Source organism: Dickeya sp. ws52 (assembly GCF_007210685.1).
GTDB lineage: Bacteria > Pseudomonadota > Gammaproteobacteria > Enterobacterales > Enterobacteriaceae > Dickeya > Dickeya chrysanthemi.
In genome coordinates, this window is the sequence record NZ_SZVX01000018.1 from 31,363 (window position 1) to 51,409 (window position 20,047).

Below are 20,047 nucleotides of genomic sequence, written 5' to 3' on the forward strand. Positions count from 1 at the left end.
GAACCCCATCTCTGTATTTTTTTAAAAAACATGGACGTTAACAGATGGTTACTCTCTGTTGACCTGCGTTGTCAACGTACTCAGCTCTGTAGGAAGCCTTTATGAATACTATTCTGCATACCTATAACAATCTGAAGGTTGGTAGTAAATTGGCGATAGGGTTCGGACTGATTTTAATCATGTCCGCCTTTATCATGCTCTCGGGTGTTAATGGTTTTCGTAATGTTGATGCTTATGTCGATAAATCGATTATCAGCAACGACATTAATAGCAATTTGAACGATGCCCGACGTGCCCGCCTTACTTTTCAATATACTCACGACTACAACGCCATTAATACCGTCGGCGACCTGATGAAAAAGGTAGGTCAGTCGTTAAATCAGGCCGGCCAGCTTACCTGGAGCCCCGAGGCACAGAAATTACTGGATCAGCTCAATGACGCCTATAAAACCTATCTTCCCGGGCGGGACGCATTGATCAAAGCCGGCCAGCAGCGTGATGCCGTGGCGCAAAAATTCAATCAGGATACCAGCGCCGGCGTCGTTACCACGTTGCGTACCCAGTTCGGCAACAGTTCGTTGACGCCGGAATTAAAACTGGAATTTGCCGGGCTGCTTGAACAACTGTCTGACATCCGTGATCTGACGCATCAGTTGTTGCTGCAACCCTCCGAACAAATCGAATCCACCCTGCGCAAAGCCATTGGCAACGCTCAGGTCGCGTTTAATCAAGCGCTGCCTAAATTCAGCGCGGAACAACAAGGGTGGTTGAATCAAACCTGGCGTTTCTTCTCCGCTTATAACGGCTACCTTACCGATTACATGACGGCTTTCCGGGATGAAAACACCGCGACCAAAACCATGACCGGTGCGGCAATCATTCTGGATAACGCTTCCAATGATTTATACAACAGCCAGTTGGCGCTGGTCAGTTCCACGACAACCCGCTCACAGTGGCAATTACTGATTACCGGTCTGGTGATCATCGCGATCGGCATACTGATGGCGTGGGGTATCACGTTGCTGATTACTCGCCCTTTGCATCAGAGCCTGTCGCTGGCGGAGCAAATTGCTCAGGGTGACCTGACCTCTTCCATCGACGTCAACCGCCGCGATGAGCTGGGCCTGTTGATGGTGGCGATGAATCAGATGAACAGTAAACTGCGTGAGACGATCGGCACCATTCGTGAGGGCGTCAGCAATGTCGCGCTAGCCGCATCGGAAATCGCCGCCGGCAATACCGATCTCTCCTCCCGCACCGAGCAGCAGTCAGCCGCCGTCGTGGAAACCGCTGCCAGTATGGAACAGTTAACCTCCACGGTGAAACAGAACGCCGACAACGCCCATCACGCCTCGCAACTGGCTGCCGATGCCTCGGCTAACGCCACCCGCGGCGGTGAGATTGTCACCAATGTCGTCAGTACCATGAACGAGATCGCCGTCAGTTCCCGACGCATCTCTGAAATCACTTCCGTCATCAATGGCATCGCGTTCCAGACCAACATTCTGGCGCTGAACGCGGCGGTAGAAGCAGCACGCGCCGGTGAGCAGGGCCGTGGCTTTGCGGTGGTGGCGGGCGAAGTCCGTAATTTGGCCCAGCGCAGCGCCCAGGCCGCCAAAGAGATTGAAACGTTGATCGGTGAGTCCGTCACCCGCGTGAACACCGGTTCTACACTGGTGGAAGATGCCGGTAAAACGATGGATGAAATCATCCGTTCTATCTCTCATGTGCATGACATCATGGATGAAATCGCCTCCGCTTCCGATGAGCAGAGCCGCGGTATCAACCAGATTTCCACCGCCGTCACCGAAATGGACGCCACCACCCAGCAAAACGCCGCGCTGGTGGAAGAATCGTCTGCCGCCGCTAACTCGCTGGAAGAGCAGGCTCAAATGCTGGAACAAGCGGTATCGGTGTTCCGTCTGGGTAATGACAGCATAGCGCCGCAGGTAAAACCACGCGCCGCCATCGGCACGAAAAAGCCGTTGATGCTGAATAAATCTACGCTCAGGGTATCTTCTGCCGCCGCGAAAAAAGCGCCGACCGGTAATACCAAAAATGCCAAGGATGACTGGGAGTCGTTCTGAAGCAATATTGACTGACGGGTTCGCTACCCTGTCAACTCAATATCATCTGATAGAGGCTGTCGACAGACAGCCGGGTTGTCTAGTGAACGGTGAAGTCTGCCTATTCAGTGAATGGTTTCGTGCGGGATAAACGGTGTGGTTCCTCTGCTATTTCATCGCACGCACGACAAGGAGAGGTGCAAGCGCCACCTCTCCTTGACCACTGGCTGGTGGCTAAACTGCGGCGCTACGCGCTACCTTCGGCGTTCGACTTCGCGGTTCGGGCCGCCCGTGACGCTCTCCCGGAGCGGCACGGGCTTTCGCGACGTCCTGTCGCTCACCCGGCGAAGTCGCCCACCTCAGCACAGTTTTTGACGCCGGAAAGATGCTTCATCTGTACTTAATGCGTTTGTCAGCAGTCTGAGGCTGTCGACAGACAGCCTTTTTTTATCTGGCTTACGGAGAAATAGCGCTGATGGGATAAGCTCTTAGCCTTTATCCGGCTGTAACGCCAACAACCGGAGAATGGTGTGCATCACCGCGTCGTCGTCATTGGAACCGCTGGTGATAAAGCGGGCGGCGGCCTGGGTTTCCTCAAACGCATTGCGCATGGCGAAGCTATAGTCGCCACAACGCATCAGTTCAATGTCGTTCAACCCGTCGCCGAACACCATGGTTTCTTCCGCCGTTACCTGCAACATCTCCTGTAACCGAGCCACCGTGCTGCCTTTATGTACACCGACATCGGCGATATCTATCCAGGCGGCTTCAGACACCACGATATACGCGCGGGAGTCATAAGGCGTCAGATGAGTACGAGTTTGATGACAACGCCCTTTTTCATCGAACAGGGTGATTTTGACAAAATTGTCCCGCACAGCGTTGAAATCCGGCACCAGTCGGACGGTGGTGTAAGATTTTTTGACTTTCTCGATCATCGCCGGCGACAGCGAATCTTTCAGTACCGCACCATCCGGGGTACAGGCGATGACCACATGATCCTGATTCACCGCCTCCAGCGTGGCGATAATCTCCCGCCCCAGCGCATTGTCGATCAGCGACTGATACACGTACTCGCCCCGGTGCCGGATGCGGGTGGCGCTGTCCCCCAGGATCCAGAAGTCCGCCGCCTGAGCACCGAATAACTCTTCAACCCGGTCGCACTGTTTGCCGGTACAAGGTGCAAACTGCACCTGCTTACGTTGCATCAACGCCCGGACCTCATCAAACAGCGGGCGATTGAACTCGCCGTGACTACGAAGAAAAGTGCCGTCCAAATCGGTAATAATCAGTTTAATCATTATGCGCTCTCCTTATACCTTCACCGCTTTCGCACTCAGGCCAACCAGTGTCAACAACGCCGCGACCACTAAAAACGCACTCGACAGGCTACTGTGCTGCGCAATAAATCCGATACTGGCCGGCCCGGCGAGTATCCCGAGGTAACCCAGCGTCGTTACCGCCGGCACGGCAGCGGCTTGCGACATGCTGGTCTGGCGGCCGATGGCGGAGAACATGATAGGCACGATATTGGAGCACCCCAGCCCGATCAGTGCATAACCGAGCAACGCGGCCGACCAATACGGCACCCATACCACCAGTATCAACCCCGCGACGGCCAGCCCGGCGCCCAGCATCACCACCGGTTGGGATCCCAATGTTGTCACCACCCGGTCCCCGGTCAGGCGGCCGAGCGTCATGGCGGCGGCAAAACACGCAAAACCGAGCGCGCCTTGTGCCTCCGCCATGCCACGGTGTTCGATCAGGAACACGGCGCTCCAGTCCAGTACCGCGCCTTCCGCCAAAAATACGGCAAAACAGATCAGGCCCAACATCAGCACCGCGCCGCGAGGAATAGCAAACGCCGCGCCTTCCGATGGATTGGCATACGTCAGCAGGCCAGACAGGTGCGTCAGCAGCAACACCATGACAGTGATGACGCTCAGCAGGCAGGCGGCCAACGGCGATAACCCCAGCGACATCATCCCGCTCATCGCCCCGGCGCCGATGATGCCCCCGATGCTGTAAAATCCGTGAAATCCCGACATCATGGCTTTGCCCGCCGCCTTTTCCACCAGAATCGCCTGCACGTTCATGGCACAGTCGGTCGTGCCGACCCCGATACCAAACATCAGCAATGCGAGCGCCAGCAACGCCGTATTCGGGATCACCGCCAGCCACGGCAGTATCAGGCTGAATAGCAGTATCGCCAGCGCGATCACCTTGCGGCAGCCAAAGCGGGTGGTCAACACGCCGGTGAGCGGCATCGCCACCAGCGCACCACCACCCAGACACAGCAACAACAGGCCAAGCGTGCCGTCATCAACACCGGTATTTAGCCTGGCGAAGGGCACCAGCGCCGCCCACACGGCGGTAGCGAACCCGGCCAGAAAAAACATCACGCGCGTCGCGCGTTGTTCGCGCCGTCCCGGCTCGCCCACCTCAAGCGCTGATAAAGGGGTTTTGTACTGTGAATCCGTCAACTGTTGCATAAACGATACGATCTCGTGTGAAAGGAATAGGTCAATAACCACAGCGGTGCGCGCCGCACATCAACGATCCGTTAAGCTATCGATGGGGTTACCCGTTAAGAACCCGCAATACCTCTTGATGCAAATGCGGGCACCCCGTCGCCAGAATTTGCCCGCCCGCTTCCGCCCGGCCGCCTTGCAATGTGCTCACCACGCCGCCTGCCTGCTCGACGATCGGAATAAAAGCCGCAATGTCATAAGGTTGCAGCGAATATTCCAGGCAGATATCGATGTGTCCGGCGGCCAGCATCGCCATTGCGTAGCATTCACCGCCGTAGCGCGTCATCAGCGTACGTGCGGCGAGATCCTGAAAGCGTACCTGCGGATAGCGTGCAATCGGCTCCGGTGAGGTGGTATGCAAAATGGCCTGCTCAAGCGGCACATTTTTGCGGGTCTCGATGCGGCTTTCCCCCTGAGGGCCGCGATACCAGGCATGTCGTCCATCCGCCCAAAATGCCTCACCGGTGAACGGCTGGCTCATCATGCCCATCACCGCGCGCCCCTGATGCAACAGCCCGATCAACGTGCCCCATACCGGCAACCCGCATAAAAACGGTCGGGTGCCGTCGACCGGGTCAAGAATCCACTGGATATCCCCGCTGCCGCTTGCGCCGAACTCCTCCCCCAGAATCGCGTGTTGCGGGTAACGTTCGGTAATCAACGCCCGAATCACCCGCTCGGCTTCCCGGTCCGCATCCGTCACCGGATCGAAACGAAATCCCTCTTTGGGCTTACTGCCGACATGCAGATTTTGATGTGAACGAAAACGCGGCAGGGTTTGCTGACTGGCGGCGTCGGCCAATGTATGAAAAAAAGCGATATCCGGCAGTGACTGATTCATGGTACTCACCTCGTGCGATAGGCTGCGCATCACCAATATTAGATTGACAAACCTCAGCCTCAATGATTAATTTTGCTCGTTGTGCTCGATTAACTTTTTCAATAAGGCTTGGTTATGCTCGATTATGCATCTTTTCCTGAGCAGCGACAATCCCTGATCCGGGAGCGGTTGCATAAAGACGGTCGGGTGGTCTGCACGCTGCTGTCGCAGGAGTTGGCGGTGTCGGAACACACCATACGGCGAGATCTACAGGAACTGGCACGCGAAGGCGTCTGTAAACGGGTATATGGCGGTGCGGTCAGTCTGGCGCCGGCGGATGTTCATTTCATCGCCCGAGCCTCGGCCGACAGCGAAACCAAAGATAGGCTGGGTCAAGCCTGCGCGGCGCTGGTTCAGGCGGGTCAGTGCATCTTTATCGATTCCGGCTCCACCAATCTGGCTATCGCCCGGGCGATTCCGACCTCACTATCCGTGACCGTGGTGACCAACTCCCCCGCTATCGCGCTGGAAATGATGAAATCCTCCCAGGCGGAGGTGATCATGCTCGGCGGGCGGGTTCAATCGCGCACCGGCGGCGCGCTCGGTATCACGCCGCAGAAACAGCTGGAGAGCATCTATTTCGATCTCTGCTTTCTGGGCGGCTGCGCGCTGGATGCCACGGAAGGGCTGACGGTATTTGACTACGAAGACGCGGAATTCAAGCGGGTGGCGGCGCGCAACAGCAGTGAGATCGTGGTGGCGATGACGTCGGACAAACTCCCGGCCATCGCCCGCTATCATGTCATTCCTTGTGACGACATCACCACTCTGGTGGTGGAAGCAACGATTTCACCGGATAAGCTCGCCCCGTTTATCGACAAAAAAATGACTATACGTTTTGCCGGCACGCCGTAAGACAGGCGCAACCTGACACGACGACCTTCTCACTGACTTCTCGTTTAGCCACCGGGGCCACACACTGACAGCAACGGCCCCAGCCGCCATACACGATAAGGGCGCAACGACCAGTAGCGCTCAGCGCTTACCACGCCGTTAGCTTCATCATGCTGTTCCCAATGAATGGCAGCCTCACCCTGAATCTGCAACAGATCACCACTCACCCAATCCAGGATCAATAGTGCGGCGCGAGGTTCAGCCAACAGGTTACCCAGTGTGTTCATATAACGGTTGCCGCGAAAATCAGGTATCCACAGTCGTCCATCCCGATAACGGATAAACCCGGTTGGCCCCCCACGATGAGAAATATCCATGCCATTCCAGCCGTAGCTGGCGACAAATGCGGTATCAGCACGGTGTAATATCCTCCTGACATCATCGTCAACACCATCATGCACCTGACAAATCGTCTCGGTGCCAACCCGCGGCATCAGACATCGCTGCCGGATATACTGCGGGCAGTTGCCAAAGCTCTCTCGCACCGCCAGTCTGATCCCTTTTGCGTCCAGCGCGTCAATGACGCCGTTCACCCGATTTCGACGGCGGGTCATGAAATCGATCCCCAAACCGCCTATCAAACCGCCGACATACAGCGCGCTCGTCAGCGGATCTGACTCGGTCGGCATGGATCCAATAAGCAACTGGCGCGCATCCGGCGTTGATAAAAAACCAGGTGCACCCGATAAGACCGTTGCTACCGGCCACCCATCCTGACCGCGTGTAGCAATAAAAAACAACCGTAACCCAGCGAAAAATTGTTGATGCTGTATCGGCATCGCATCACGAATCGCGGCCGAAGAGACGGAAAAACCCGCACGCTGTTGCGCACGACGTTCATCAGGGTGGAAGCTCATCATTACGCGCCCGCTTCCGGCAACGGTTCAAAGCCGGGTAACGCCGCCACGCGCGCCAGCCAATTCCTGATTGACGGCCAAGACTCCAATGTGATGCCGCCTTGCGGTGCCGCCGCCACATAAGCATAGCAAGCCAGGTCGGCGATAGTCGGCTGCTCACTCACCAGCCAGTCGCGCACCTGCAAGTGGGCATCTAACTGAGGCAGGAAACGCTGCGCTACACGCACAGCGGAATCATAGTCTTCATCAACACCGAACAGCCGGATCAACCGCGCCGATGCCACACCATAACGAATCTCCCCAGCAGCTTTGCCCAGCCACTGGACAATTTGCGCGGCAGTCTGCGGATCATCCGGCAACCAGTGGCTACCCGGCGCATAGCGTTTGACCAGATACACCATAATGCCGGCGCTGTCGGCCAGCGTGACCTCACCATCGACCAATACGGGAATCTGGCCGAATGGACTAAGACGTTTGAATTCAGCGCGGGTTCGCACGTCAGCAGGCGCAGGAATGACCTCATAAGGCAACCCCAGCATGTTCAGCAGCAGACACACACGGTGGCAGTGACCAGACAACGGCGTAGCATACAAATAACGGGACATGTTTTTCTCCTGTGAAGTTCTGTTGCCAGACTACTTTTTCCTGGAGTAATGTGAATCCCTGCTAAATGAAATAGATAATTTCACTTTATGGAATAATAATGGACCGTCTTGATGAGCTGCTTATTTTTACTACCGTGGTCAGTCAGGGCAATCTGAGTGCCGCTGCACGTCAGTTACGCCGCTCGGCCCCTGCCGTCACCCGTGCCGTTGCGGCGCTGGAGAAGCGACTGGGTACTCGCTTACTGGAACGCACCACCCGCAAAATCGCCCCAACCCCAGCAGGTCTACGGTTGGCAGAACGCGCCCGAATGCTGCTGGCGGATTATCAGGATGCGGTACAAGAGTCTACTGAGAGTCAAATTCGCGGTATGTTACGTCTGACCGCACCGGTACAGTTCGGCCGTCGTCATGTCACACCATTGGTGATGGCGTTTCTGTCACAGCACCCGGATATTCAGATAGAACTGCTGCTCAACGACCATAATCAGGACCTGATCGAGCAAGGTCTGGATATGGCGGTACGTATTGGCGACCTGAAAGACTCATCAATGGTGGCCCGCCAGGTCGGCAGTGTTAGCCGTATGCTGGCAGCCAGCCCAACTTATCTTGCAGCACGGGGGACACCCGTACAACCGGGCGATCTGGCTCATCATGATGTGATCGCCGGAGCGCTGCTGCCAGTAGTGGAGTGGCGTTTTGACACACATGGGACGATGGTCAAAGTCCCTATCTCCCCACGGTTGATCACCAATGACGTAGAAGCACAGTGCGTAGCGGCCCGCGCGGGTTATGGCATCGTTCGCTTGCTCAGTTATCAGTTGGAGGACGATTTTCGTCATGGCTCGCTGGTTCATCTGCTGCCGGAATGGGAACCGGCTCCCCTTCCGGTACAATTGGTTGCGCCGCATCGGGAACTGATGCCTCGCCGGGTGAGAGCGTTCTGGGAGTTTGCCTGCGAGCGGTTACAGGAAAGATTACAGGAAAGTAGATGATGGCTACGGCGAGTACCGCAGCCATCATCGCAGTAGAGGTCATATCCCCATAGTTAGCAATGGCGCTTATCCACTATCGGAATCAATGCCCGCCGCGCAATTTCTCCGAACGGCGACGCAGGACTTCCATCACCACCAGCAACACCAGCGCGGCAGCCACCATCATGGTCGCCGCGGCGGCGATGGTCGGATCGAGGTTTTCGCGGATCCCGGCGAACATCTGTAACGGCAGCGTGCGCTGGCGCGGGCTGGCGAGAAACAGCGTGACGATCACTTCATCAAACGAGGTAGCGAAGGCAAACAGCGCGCCGGAGAATACGCCGGGGGCGATCAACGGCAACGTCACCTTACGAAACGCCAGCAGCGGCGGCGCGCCCAGACTGGCGGCGGCGCGGGTCAGGTTCTGATCGTAATTCTTCAGCACCGCGGTGACGGTAATCACCACAAACGGCACGCCCAGCACCGCATGGGCCAGCACCAGCCCGATGTAACTGTTCAACAGCGATAACTTGGCGAAAAAGAAGAACATCCCGACCGCCACAATCACCACCGGCGCGATCATCGGCGAAATCAACACCGCCATCACCAGCGATTTGCCGCGAAACTCACCGCGTACCAGCCCGACGGAAGCCAGCACGCCCAGTACCGTCGCCAGTACCGTCGCCAGCGGCGCAATCAACAGGCTGTTGCCGAGTGCACTCAGCCACTCGCTGGAATGGAAAAATTCCCGATACCAGCGCAGGGAAAAACCGGCCAGCGGGTAGCTGAGGAACGAGCTGGCATTGAACGACAACGGCACAATCACCAACACCGGCACTATCAGAAACAGCAACATCGCCGCGCCATAAAAATTGAAGAAGCCATTCCACACCCGCAGCAGTTGCGATCCCTGCTGTCTCATTTCCTTCATCGGTTTCATCATTTGCTCCTTCCGTCAACGCGCCGCTGCTTCGGCGTCGGTGCGGGTGACACGGATATACACCACATACAGCAGGACGACGATCACCAGCAATTGAGTACCCAGCGCCGCGGCCATCCCCCAGTTCATGGTGGTGTTGGTAAAGAACGCCACAAAGTAACTGAGCATCTGGTCGCCCGGCCCGCCCAACAACGCCGGCGTAATGTAGTAGCCAATCGCCATCATAAATACCAGCAACGCGCCGGCGGTCACCCCGGCGTAGGTTTGCGGCACGTACACCCGCCAGAACGCCAGAAACGGATGCGCGCCCAGCGAAATCGCCGCTCGCACATAGTTAGGCGAAATACCTTTCATCACCGCGTACAGCGGCAGCACAAAGAAAGGCAACAGGATGTGCGTCATGGAGATGTAGACGCCGATACGGTTAAACACCAGCACCAGCGGTTCATCAATGATGCCCATTCCTATCAGCGAACGGTTGATCAACCCGCCGGATTGCAACAACACGATCCAACTGGCGGTACGCACAATCAACGATGTCCAGAACGGCAACAACACCAGAATCATCAACAAATTGGCGCGATTATCCGGCTGCTTCGCCAGCCAGTAAGCCAGCGGATAGCCCAATCCTACGCACAGCAGCGTCACCACTCCCGCCATCAGCAATGTGCGTATCAGCACATCCACATACAGCGCCTGGTCCGCCGGTTGCGCCACCACCTGGTCGGTCTGCGGATCGACCTTGTGGTCAAACACCGCCAGCAGGTAATAGCCGGTAAACGGCCGTGATGCACGATCGAGGGTTTTCCAGGTCGTCAGATCCCCCCACAGCGGCTGATCGGCGATCAGTTGTTCACGTAGCCCCGGTTGTTCATCCGACGGCAGTTTGCGCAGGGTGCGGGTGATCAACGTGCGGTATTGACCCTCCTCATACCCCAGCCGTTTGGTAATCGTGGCGACCTGCCCGGTACTGCGGGCATTACGCAAATCGCTCACCAGCGCCCGAAACACCGTCTCATCAGGCACATCTTTACCGGACCATTGCCGCATCGCCTCAATCGTATTCGGCATACTGACGCGCAAGTCCGGGTTGGACACGCTTTTGCCCAGAATCGACAGTATCGGGAACAGAAAACTGACCAGAATGAACAGGAATAACGGGGCTATCAGCAACAGCGACCGTTTCTTATAGCGGGCCTGCGCCTGCCGCAACTGCTGTTTCAGACTGCTGCGGTTTTCCTCGTCGCCACCCGGCGGTTCAGCCTTCAACATCTCGCTCTGGGACATAAGCGCTCTCTCCTTGTGATCAATACCGGTTCAGGATTACTTCTGGGCGGCCCAGGCGTTGAAGCGTTGTTCCAGTTCTTCGCCGTGGTCGATCCAGAACTCGGTATCCACCTGTACGGACTGAGCCAGGTTATCCGGCGCGGTCGGCAGGTTATTGCTGATAGCCGGGCTCAGTAACGCGGTGGTTTTGCTGTTGGTCGGGCCATAAGCGATGTTCTCGGCGAACACTTTCTGATTTTCCGGCTGGTTGGCGAACGCGATGAACTGTTCAGCCGCCGCTTTATGTTTAGTCCCTTTGACAATCGCCCAGCTATCCAGATCGTACAGGCCGTCTTTCCAGACGATATTGATGCCCGGTTTCTCTTTCTGCGCCACCGCCACACGGCCGTTGTAGGCAGAGGTCATCACCACATCGCCCGCCACCAGCCACTGCAACGGCTGCGCGCCGGATTCCCACCACTGAATGTTGGATTTGATCTGATCGAGCTTCTTGAACGCCCGATCGACGCCGGCCGGAGTCGCCAATACGTTGTAAACCTCTTCACGTTTCACGCCGTCCGCCAGCAAGGCGATTTCCAGCGTAAATTTGGCGCTCTTGCGCAACGCACGTTTGCCGGGGAAATTTTTCACGTCCCAGAAGTCGGCCCAGCTTTTGGGTGCCTGTTGCAGTTTGTTGGCGTTGTAGGTCAATACGGTAGACCAGACGAAAATCCCGGCGCCGCATTCAGAGACGGACCCTTTAACGAAATCAGCCGGATTGCCCAGTTTTTGCCAGTCCAACGGTTCAAACAGCCCTTCGTTACAACCGCGCAGCAGTTCCGGGCCTTCCACTTCCACTACGTCCCAACCGACTTGCCCGGTCTGCACCATGGCGCGGATACGAGCCATTTCACCATTGTATTCACCAGCTTCGATAACGCCTTTACCCGCCGCCTGGAACGGCTTGTAAAACGCTTTATCCTGCGCGTCCTTATTCGTACCGCCAAAGGAAATCACGGTCAGGTTTTCAGCCCAGCTTTGGGAAGCCATGGCGACGAGCAGCGCGGATAATGCAAATTTTTTCAACATGGTCTGGCTCCTGAAGAGAGTAGTCAACGTATGCCCGCAAGGGCAAAAACCCTTAAATTTTTTTGATGCATAGGCATCATGATATAAAGCAGTTTTCATGCCAGTTTCTCTCGTCCGGATCGAAAACCGCCAGAGGGAGCCGTGGATCAACAGCACTGTGCAATATGCACAGTGCTGATACTATTGTTGTCATCGCGTGACGGGTGTTTTACTACGACAATCGGCGTTTAATTCGCCTTGTTGTGGTGCAGCCTGAGAAGGCGGCTGCACCATATTGGCTCGAAAGTATCTGGCAATGAGCATCCCTGCTCATTGCGTCAGGCGGAAGGGGTGAGATCCACACAGAGATATTTCATCTCCAGATACTCCTCAATGCCAAAGCGTGAGCCTTCGCGTCCCAGTCCTGACTGTTTTACCCCGCCGAAGGGGGCCACTTCGTTGGAAATAAGGCCGGTATTGATCCCCACCATGCCGTATTCCAGCGCTTCCGGCACCCGCCACTGGCGGATAGCGTCTCGGGTATAGACATAAGCCGCCAGGCCGAATTCGGTATCGTTGGCCATCGCCACCGCTTGCGCTTCATCATCAAACGGGAACAACGGCGCCACCGGGCCAAATGTCTCTTCGCGGGCAAACCTCATCTCACGCGTTACGCCGCCTACCACCGTCGGCGTGAAGAAGGTGCCGCCGAGTGCATGGCGCGAGCCGCCGGTCAGCAGTTCCGCCCCTTTCGACAGTGCATCGCCAATATGCAGTTCGACTTTGGCAACCGCCTCTTCGTCAATCAGCGGGCCTTGCATCACGCCGGGTTGCGTGCCATCGCCCACTTTCAGCTTTTCCACCTCTTCCACCAGCCGGGCCGCCAGCGCCGGGTAGATGCCGCGCTGAACGTAAATACGGTTGGCACAGACGCAGGTTTGCCCGCTGTTGCGGAACTTGGACGCCAAAATCCCCTTGATTGCCAGTTCCAGATCGGCATCGTCGAACACGATAAACGGCGCGTTACCCCCCAGCTCCAGCGACAGTTTTTTCACCGTCGGCGCACATTGCGCCATCAGAAGGCGGCCGACTTCGGTAGAACCGGTAAAGCTCAGCTTGCGTACCACCGGGCTGTCGCACAGCACTTTCCCGACCGCCGGCGCGTCGCCGGTCACCACCTGCAACACACCGGCGGGAATGCCGGCCTGTTGCGCCAGTTCCGCCAGCGCCAGTGCAGTAAACGGCGTCTGTTCGGCGGGCTTGACGATCATGGTGCAGCCGGCCGCCAGCGCCGGCGCCGCTTTGCGGGTAATCATCGCCGCCGGGAAGTTCCACGGCGTGATGGCGGCGCACACGCCGATGCCCTGTTTGATCACCAGCAAACGCTGGCTGGCCTGCGGTGATTGCAGCACGCTGCCTTCCACCCGCTTAGCCTCTTCGGCAAACCAGTCGATAAACGACGTGGCGTAGGTGATTTCACCGCTGGCTTCCGCCAGCGATTTGCCTTGCTCGGCGGTCAGAATCGCCGCCAGGTCGTCCTGATTCGCGCGAATCAGTTGCGCCCACGCCTGCATCAGCGCGGCACGCTCTTTACCGGTGCGCTGACGCCACGCCGTCAGCGCCTGCTCGGCCTCGGTCATCGCCTGCTGAGTCTGCTGCGCCGTCGCCAGCGGAATGCTACCCAGCTCAGCGCCGGTCGCCGGGTTGGTCACGCTCAGACGCGCCCCGTTACGGCTATCCTGCCATTCGCCGCCAATCAGACATTGCTGACGAAATAACGTTTTATTTTTCAGTTGCATAACTACCCTTTTGCTCACACTTCACTTCGCCAGAACCTGGGACAGGATCGACAATGCCTTGCTGAACTGGGCATCGGGAATGGTCAACGGATACAGAAAACGGATCACGTTGCCATATGTACCGCAGGTCAACAGCAGCAGCCCTTGTTCCAGCGCCGCCTGCTGGTATTTTTTGGTGATATCCGCACTCGGTTTGCCGGTCTGCGGGTCATTGAATTCCACCGCCACCATCGAGCCGCGGGCACGGATATCCACGATCGCCGGATTCGTGGCTTTTGCCTGCTCCAGCGTTTCCACCAGTGTAGCGCCAAGACGCTGGGCGCGCAGGCACAGCTGCTCTTCTTCGATCACATCCAGCACCGCCAGCGCCGACGCCACCGCCAGCGGGTTACCGGCATAGGTGCCGCCCAGTCCGCCGGGGCCTGGCGCATCCATCACCTCGGCGCGGCCGACCACGCCGGAAATCGGGAAACCGCCGCCCAGGCTCTTCGCCATGGTGATCAGATCCGCTTTATCGTCGTAATACTCCATCGCAAACACTTTACCGGTACGGGCAAAACCGGTTTGCACTTCATCGGCGATCAACAACATGCCGTATTTGTCACACAACTGGCGTACTCCACTGATAAATTCCGGCGGCGCGACATTGAAGCCGCCTTCGCCCTGAATCGGCTCCAGAAGAATGGCCGCGACCTGATCGGCAGCGATATCGGTATGCAGCAGGCGATCAATGCTTTCCAGCGACTGCTCGACGGTAATGCCGTGCTGGGCATTCGGGTACAGTGCATGGAAAATGGAGCCGGGGAACGGGCCGAAACCGTTGGAATACGGCGCCACTTTACCGGTCAGCGTCAGCGTTAACAGCGTGCGGCCGTGGAACGCGGAACCAAAGGCGATCACGCCTGGGCGTTTGGTATAGGCACGGGCGATTTTCACCGCATTTTCAACCGCTTCCGCCCCGGTGGTGAAGAAAGCCGTCTTAGCCGGACCGGCGATTGGCGCCAGCGCATTCAGGCGCTCCGCCAGCGTCACATAACTGCCGTACGGGACGATTTGATACGCCGTGTGCGTGAATTTCTCCAGTTGTTCACGCACCGCCGCCAGCAATTTCGGGTGACGGTGGCCGGTGTTCAGCACCGCAATCCCGGCGGCAAAATCGGTATACTCGCGCCCTTCGACATCCCACAGGGTGGCGTTCTCCGCCTTATCGGCAAAAAAATCACACATGACGCCCACACCACGCGGCGTGGCGGCCAAACGACGTTGATTCAATTCGCTGTTACTCATTTTCCGCTCCGATTCGATAAACACACCACCCAACAAGGGTTGACGATTAACGTGCTGATGTTGCTATTTATCCCCTGTATGGCCCTATAATCCAGAGCCAGTTTTTAATATTTGAAGGATCCACTTTGCGCTCACTACTGACCGATTTACTGCTTGCAGGGTTGGAACGCCAGCAGGAAGGCACCCTCAACAAGCGGCTGTACGATACAATCCGCCTGGCTATTTTATCCGGCGACATTGCGCCGGGACGGCGTTTGCCCTCCTCCCGCGATCTGGCGCAGCAGTTATCGCTGTCGCGCAATACCGTGATCGCCGCCTTCGAGCAATTGCTGGCGGAAGGTTATATCGAAACCCGCACCGGTAGCGGCAGTTACGTCACCGAACAGTTACCGGACACCCATCCGCCGGATGTGCGCGACGACACGCTGTCGCCGCTGCGTCCGGCCGCGCAGGAGATATCCCGGCGTGGTATGCACCTGCTGGGCTACGCCGGCGCATCGGCGCGTCAGTGGGGGGCGTTTATGCCCGGTATCCCTGATATCGCCAGCTTTCCACATGACTTATGGCGGCGGTTGCAAACCCGCTTGTCCCGCCGCCTGAAACCGGAACAGCTCTCCTACTCGCCGATCGGCGGTTGTCCGGAGCTGCAACAGGCACTGGTGGATTACCTGCGGGTGGCGCGCTCGGTGACCTGTACGCCGGAGCAGATACTGATTACCGAAGGGACCCACCAGGCGATGGATTTGCTGGCCAAAATGCTGTGCAACCTCGGCGATCTGGCATGGATTGAAGACCCCTGCTACTGGGGGATGCGCAACGTGCTGACCATCAACGGCCTGCGCGTCGCGCCGATATCGGTGGATGAACAAGGGATGGTACCGCCGGACGATGTCTCTGCTCATTCGGTGCCGAGGTTGATTTGCGTCACGCCGTCGCACCAGTATCCGCTGGGAGCGGTGATGAGTCTGGCGCGCCGCCAGCGGCTGTTGGCGCTGGCGCAGGAGCACAGCAGTTGGGTGATCGAAGACGATTACGACAGCGAGTTTCGCTTTTCCGGCAGCCCGATCCCGGCGTTACAGGGGCTACAGACTCAACCGCCGGTGATTTACATCGGCACCTTCAGCAAAACCCTCTACCCGGGTCTGCGCGTCAGTTATATGGTGCTGCCGCCGCATCTGGCGCGGGAGCTGAAAACGGCGCACGCCGAGCTATACCGGGGCGGTCATCTGCTGACGCAACTGACGCTGGGGCAATTCATCCGCGAAGGCCACTACGCCGCCCACATCCGGCGTATGCGCCTGCTGTATGCACGCCGCCGCGCCCTGCTGAGTGAATTGATTGTGCAACATCTGGGCGATGACTACCTCGGCTACAACAGTAACGCCGGCCTGCACCTGATACTGCGGCTGCCCGATCTGATCGATGACGTAGTCCTGGCCGCACGAATTCTGCAACACGGCGTGATGGTGAAAGCGCTGTCCAGCTACTATCTGCATCCCACGCATCAACGCGGGCTGCTGCTCGGTTACGCCAGCCTGGATGACGACGAAATGGTACAGGCATTTGAGGTGATTCTTCGCTGTTTACGCACGCAGGAAACACTGCCTGGCTGACCAACCCTTTTCCGTTCTCCCCCTCGCCAAAAACCGGTTAAACCGACGCGCTGTCGGTGCCGGTTTTTCCTCGCCCCACCGCACACCATCAGTGCATTTCTTTAACACGACCTCACCATTTTGATGCAATGATAAAAATCCATGCCCCGCACCGTTCAGGTATGCTGTTCACTGTATCGGTTTTCAGGCTGTGCAACATGCACTGTCATTTTCCCGATTAACGGCTACGCACTCGCTTGCAGAACAACAAAAAACCTACCGCGCGACCCCGCATTTTTCACATCAAAAATAATAAGAATCGCTTCTCAATTAATTATCAGGCATGACTTATGCATACGTCATCAACAGCACCCAGCTACGACACGTGAAAGAAGGGAATAATGAAAACCTACGTCAGCTTCAAAAATATTCAAAAAACCTACGATGGCGACCGTCTGGTGGTTAAGAATCTGAATCTGGATATTCAGGAAGGCGAATTTTTGACCATGCTGGGCCCGTCCGGCTCCGGCAAAACCACCAGTTTGATGATGCTGGCCGGGTTTGAAACGCCGACGCAGGGTGAAATCCTGCTGCGTGATACCCCTTTGCATAACCTGCCGCCGCATCAACGCGGCATCGGCATGGTGTTTCAGAACTATGCGTTATTCCCGCACATGACGGTAGCGGAGAACCTGGCATTTCCACTCTCCATTCGCCGTATGAACCGCAGCGACATCAAAGAGAAAGTGGACCGAGTGCTTGACCGCGTCAAGCTGACTAATCTGGCCGACCGCTACCCGGCGCAAATGTCCGGTGGCCAGCAACAGCGTGTGGCGTTGGCCCGAGCGCTGGTATTTGAACCACGTCTGGTGCTGATGGATGAACCGCTGGGCGCGCTGGATAAACAGCTACGCGAACATATGCAACTGGAAATCAAGGAACTGCACCGGGCATTGGAACTCACCGTGGTGTACGTCACCCACGATCAGAGCGAAGCCATGACCATGTCGGACCGGGTGGCCGTCTTCAACGACGGTATTATTCAGCAGATGGACAGCCCCAGCGACATCTATGAACGCCCGCAGAACGCGTTCGTGGCGCAGTTCATCGGTGAAAACAATACGCTTCTCGGTACGCAGTCCGGCAGCGACGGCGAGTATTATCAGGCCCAATTGGACGACGGCACCGAACTGAAGGCGCTGAAAGTACGCCCCAGTTCTCCAGGCAGAAAAATCCATCTGTGCATTCGCCCGGAGCGGGTAAAGGTCAACGCCGGCGCACTGCCGGACGGCGCCCAGCAGGTGCGTGCGCGTATTCAGCAATTTATCTACCTCGGCGATCACGTGCGCATGATGACCGAAGTGGCCGGTCAGCCGCAATTTATGGTGAAACTCCCGGCCAGCGACGTCAACCCAGGCTGGCAAATCGGCAGTGAAATCCATTTATCGTGGCAACCGGAACACCTGCGCGCACTGGATGCCGTGGCAACACAGTAAATACGCCACCGACCCGCGGCGGTTTCTCGCCGTTAATGCGGGTCATTTCGTTAATTCGGGCAGATAGTGATCTGCCCGAAACCATGCCAATATGGTAACGCCATCGGCGGTTGCCGTCTCAGCCTGACTGAACCGCCCTCACCGAATACCGACTTTTACACACGGAGCGTTTCGCCATGCCACACGTTGCCATCAAGTACTTTCCCCGCAACCTGCCGGAAAACGTCAAACAAGATTTAGCAAACGATATCAGCGAGTTACTCAAGAAGCACCTAAACGCGGAAGACAAGTCTATCTCGGTTGCCTTAACCGAAGTCACGCCAGATCGCTGGAAAGAAGCGGTTTACGATATCGAGATCGGTCCGGAACTGGATAACCTCACCAAAAAGCCGGGATATACGATGTAACGCCAACGCACGGGTCACGTTATCGGCGAGCAAAGAGCGGGCGTTACGATCACCGATCGCTGTGCCCTGAATCATCTGCGTTGCCCGTCAAAGACAAGGCTCATAACGAGCCTTGTAACACACTCGACCTGCCTGTAGTCCGCCGTTCCTGGCCGTATGGATTCTCACGGTGAATCTTGTAGGGCTGGGGGCGTCTGCAATCCTCCCTGGCCTGACCGGCTACCCGACATGAATATAGCTCATGTTGTAATGAAATTAAGTCTCTTTCACTCACCCATCAACTCTGGCATAAAATATGCTAAATTAACTTACTGGCAACATGAAGACCACTAAATGATAAAATTAAATCATTTAAGATCAATGCATTAACCAGGCCTTCATATCAAGCATCAGGAAAAAAGAGCGCGATGACTAAAAATTTTACATTTACGATTAAGAGCAGTAGCTTCGATGAGAACTATAACCCCTCCGAAAATACGCGCATCACGACCAACTTTGCGAATTTGGCCAGAGGAACGAGCCGCCAGGAGAACTTACGCAACACATTAGTGATGATCGATAATCGCTTCAATACATTGGCGTATTGGGATAACCCCAAAGGTGACCGTTATTCCGTCGAACTTGAAATCATTTCTGTTGATATGCATATTGCCGATAATAACGACACCTTCCCGGCAATTGAAATATTGAAAACAAACATTATTGATAAAAAAACCAACGAACGCATTGAAGGTATTGTAGGAAATAATTTCTCCTCTTACGTGCGAGATTATGATTTTAGTGTATTGCTGTTAGACCATAATAAGAACCAATCCGAATTTAGCATTCCAGATAATTTCGGTGACTTGCATGGCAATATATTTAAACATTTCGTCAATTCGGAAGAATACAAAGAGGCTTTTAATAAGCCGCCGGTAATCTGCTTAAGTGTTTCCAGTAAAGAAACCTATCATCGAACGGGAAACCAACACCCGGTGTTGGGCATCGAATACCAGCCCAACGGCTCTTCTTTAACCGAAAAATATTTCGAAAAAATGGGGCTGCAGGTGCGCTACTTTATGCCGAAAAACAGTGTTGCTCCTTTAGCTTTTTATTTTTTTGGTGATTTACTGAGTGATTACACTGATCTTGAACTTATCAGTACCATCAGCACGATGGAGACTTTCCAAAAAATTTACCGCCCTGAGATTTACAATGCTAACTCTGCAGCAGGGCAATACTATCAACCCGACCTGAATCACCAGGATCATTCATTAACAAAAATTGTTTATGATCGGGAAGAGCGCAGCCAGTTGGCGATTAAGCAAGGGAAGTTTACTGAAGAGCACTTCATCAAGCCGTACAAAAATATTCTTGAGCAATGGTCTGCCCATTACGCGCTTTGATTC

17 protein-coding genes are annotated in these 20,047 nt (G+C 56.0%); 7 read left to right on the forward strand and 10 right to left on the reverse strand.

The features are described from left to right. Nucleotides 1-101: 101 nt before the first annotated feature. Nucleotides 102-2,087: a methyl-accepting chemotaxis protein gene (locus FDP13_RS16535; protein WP_143839919.1), complete on the forward strand. Its 1,986-nt coding sequence runs from the start codon at nt 102-104 to the stop codon at nt 2,085-2,087. 467 nt (nt 2,088-2,554) lie between these two features. Here FDP13_RS16535 and FDP13_RS16545 read toward each other — a convergent pair whose 3' ends face one another. The 3 genes from FDP13_RS16545 to hisN all read right to left on the reverse strand — a co-directional run bounded on the left by FDP13_RS16545 (nt 2,555) and on the right by hisN (nt 5,438). Continuing rightward, nucleotides 2,555-3,367, reverse strand: coding sequence for an HAD family hydrolase (locus FDP13_RS16545; protein ID WP_143839920.1), 813 nt, complete (start codon nt 3,365-3,367; stop codon nt 2,555-2,557). Between the two features lie 12 nt (nt 3,368-3,379). Next, a complete protein-coding gene (locus FDP13_RS16550; protein WP_143839921.1) occupies nt 3,380-4,558 on the reverse strand; it encodes an MFS transporter in 1,179 nt (392 codons plus the stop codon). An 88-nt stretch (nt 4,559-4,646) separates the two neighbouring features. Next, the gene (gene hisN / locus FDP13_RS16555) at nt 4,647-5,438 is read right to left on the reverse strand and encodes a histidinol-phosphatase (RefSeq protein WP_012769596.1); all 792 of its coding nucleotides are present in this window, start codon (nt 5,436-5,438) and stop codon (nt 4,647-4,649) included. Nucleotides 5,439-5,552: 114 nt separating this feature from the next. Between hisN and FDP13_RS16560 the strand changes: the two genes are divergently transcribed. Beyond that, nucleotides 5,553-6,332 carry a DeoR/GlpR family DNA-binding transcription regulator gene (locus FDP13_RS16560; protein ID WP_033575706.1) on the forward strand — a complete coding sequence of 260 codons (780 nt, stop codon included), beginning with the start codon at nt 5,553-5,555 and terminating at the stop codon, nt 6,330-6,332. Nucleotides 6,333-6,376: 44 nt separating this feature from the next. Here FDP13_RS16560 and FDP13_RS16565 read toward each other — a convergent pair whose 3' ends face one another. Both FDP13_RS16565 and FDP13_RS16570 read right to left on the reverse strand, forming a co-directional pair. Beyond that, entirely contained in the window at nt 6,377-7,231 is an 855-nt protein-coding gene (locus FDP13_RS16565) for a pyridoxamine 5'-phosphate oxidase family protein (RefSeq protein ID WP_143839922.1), read from the reverse strand. Continuing rightward, nucleotides 7,231-7,833, reverse strand: a complete 603-nt coding sequence (locus FDP13_RS16570) for a glutathione S-transferase (protein ID WP_143839923.1) — start codon at nt 7,831-7,833, stop codon at nt 7,231-7,233. The genes FDP13_RS16565 and FDP13_RS16570 overlap by 1 nt, the downstream gene beginning before the upstream one ends. A 98-nt stretch (nt 7,834-7,931) precedes the next feature. Between FDP13_RS16570 and FDP13_RS16575 the strand changes: the two genes are divergently transcribed. Beyond that, nucleotides 7,932-8,825 carry a LysR family transcriptional regulator gene (locus FDP13_RS16575; protein WP_143839924.1) on the forward strand — a complete coding sequence of 298 codons (894 nt, stop codon included), beginning with the start codon at nt 7,932-7,934 and terminating at the stop codon, nt 8,823-8,825. 82 nt (nt 8,826-8,907) lie between these two features. Here FDP13_RS16575 and FDP13_RS16580 read toward each other — a convergent pair whose 3' ends face one another. The 5 genes from FDP13_RS16580 to FDP13_RS16600 form a co-directional block, all read right to left on the reverse strand. Next, nucleotides 8,908-9,726: an ABC transporter permease gene (locus tag FDP13_RS16580; protein WP_143839948.1), complete on the reverse strand. Its 819-nt coding sequence runs from the start codon at nt 9,724-9,726 to the stop codon at nt 8,908-8,910. Between the two features lie 33 nt (nt 9,727-9,759). Continuing rightward, nucleotides 9,760-11,031 (reverse strand): ABC transporter permease, encoded by a 1,272-nt coding sequence (locus FDP13_RS16585; protein WP_143839925.1) that lies wholly within the window; start codon nt 11,029-11,031, stop codon nt 9,760-9,762. A gap of 36 nt (nt 11,032-11,067) precedes the next feature. Further along, nucleotides 11,068-12,099 (reverse strand): ABC transporter substrate-binding protein, encoded by a 1,032-nt coding sequence (locus FDP13_RS16590; RefSeq protein ID WP_012769589.1) that lies wholly within the window; start codon nt 12,097-12,099, stop codon nt 11,068-11,070. A gap of 317 nt (nt 12,100-12,416) precedes the next feature. After that, nucleotides 12,417-13,877 (reverse strand): NAD-dependent succinate-semialdehyde dehydrogenase, encoded by a 1,461-nt coding sequence (locus tag FDP13_RS16595; protein WP_143839926.1) that lies wholly within the window; start codon nt 13,875-13,877, stop codon nt 12,417-12,419. A gap of 21 nt (nt 13,878-13,898) precedes the next feature. Continuing rightward, on the reverse strand, nt 13,899-15,164 hold the full coding sequence (locus tag FDP13_RS16600) for a 4-aminobutyrate--2-oxoglutarate transaminase (protein WP_033575712.1): 1,266 nt from the start codon (nt 15,162-15,164) through the stop codon (nt 13,899-13,901). A gap of 125 nt (nt 15,165-15,289) precedes the next feature. On the opposite strand from FDP13_RS16600, the gene FDP13_RS16605 reads away from it, so the two are divergent. The 4 genes from FDP13_RS16605 to FDP13_RS16620 all read left to right on the forward strand — a co-directional run bounded on the left by FDP13_RS16605 (nt 15,290) and on the right by FDP13_RS16620 (nt 20,044). Beyond that, on the forward strand, nt 15,290-16,777 hold the full coding sequence (locus FDP13_RS16605; protein WP_143839927.1) for a PLP-dependent aminotransferase family protein: 1,488 nt from the start codon (nt 15,290-15,292) through the stop codon (nt 16,775-16,777). 380 nt (nt 16,778-17,157) lie between these two features. After that, a complete protein-coding gene (locus FDP13_RS16610) occupies nt 17,158-18,252 on the forward strand; it encodes an ABC transporter ATP-binding protein (RefSeq protein ID WP_143839928.1) in 1,095 nt (364 codons plus the stop codon). A gap of 176 nt (nt 18,253-18,428) precedes the next feature. After that, the gene (gene pptA, locus FDP13_RS16615; RefSeq protein WP_012769584.1) at nt 18,429-18,659 is read left to right on the forward strand and encodes a tautomerase PptA; all 231 of its coding nucleotides are present in this window, start codon (nt 18,429-18,431) and stop codon (nt 18,657-18,659) included. 407 nt (nt 18,660-19,066) lie between these two features. Then, complete coding sequence (locus FDP13_RS16620; RefSeq protein ID WP_143839929.1) at nt 19,067-20,044, forward strand: DUF1852 domain-containing protein; 978 nt, start codon at nt 19,067-19,069, stop codon at nt 20,042-20,044. The last annotated feature ends 3 nt before the right edge of the window (nt 20,045-20,047 follow it).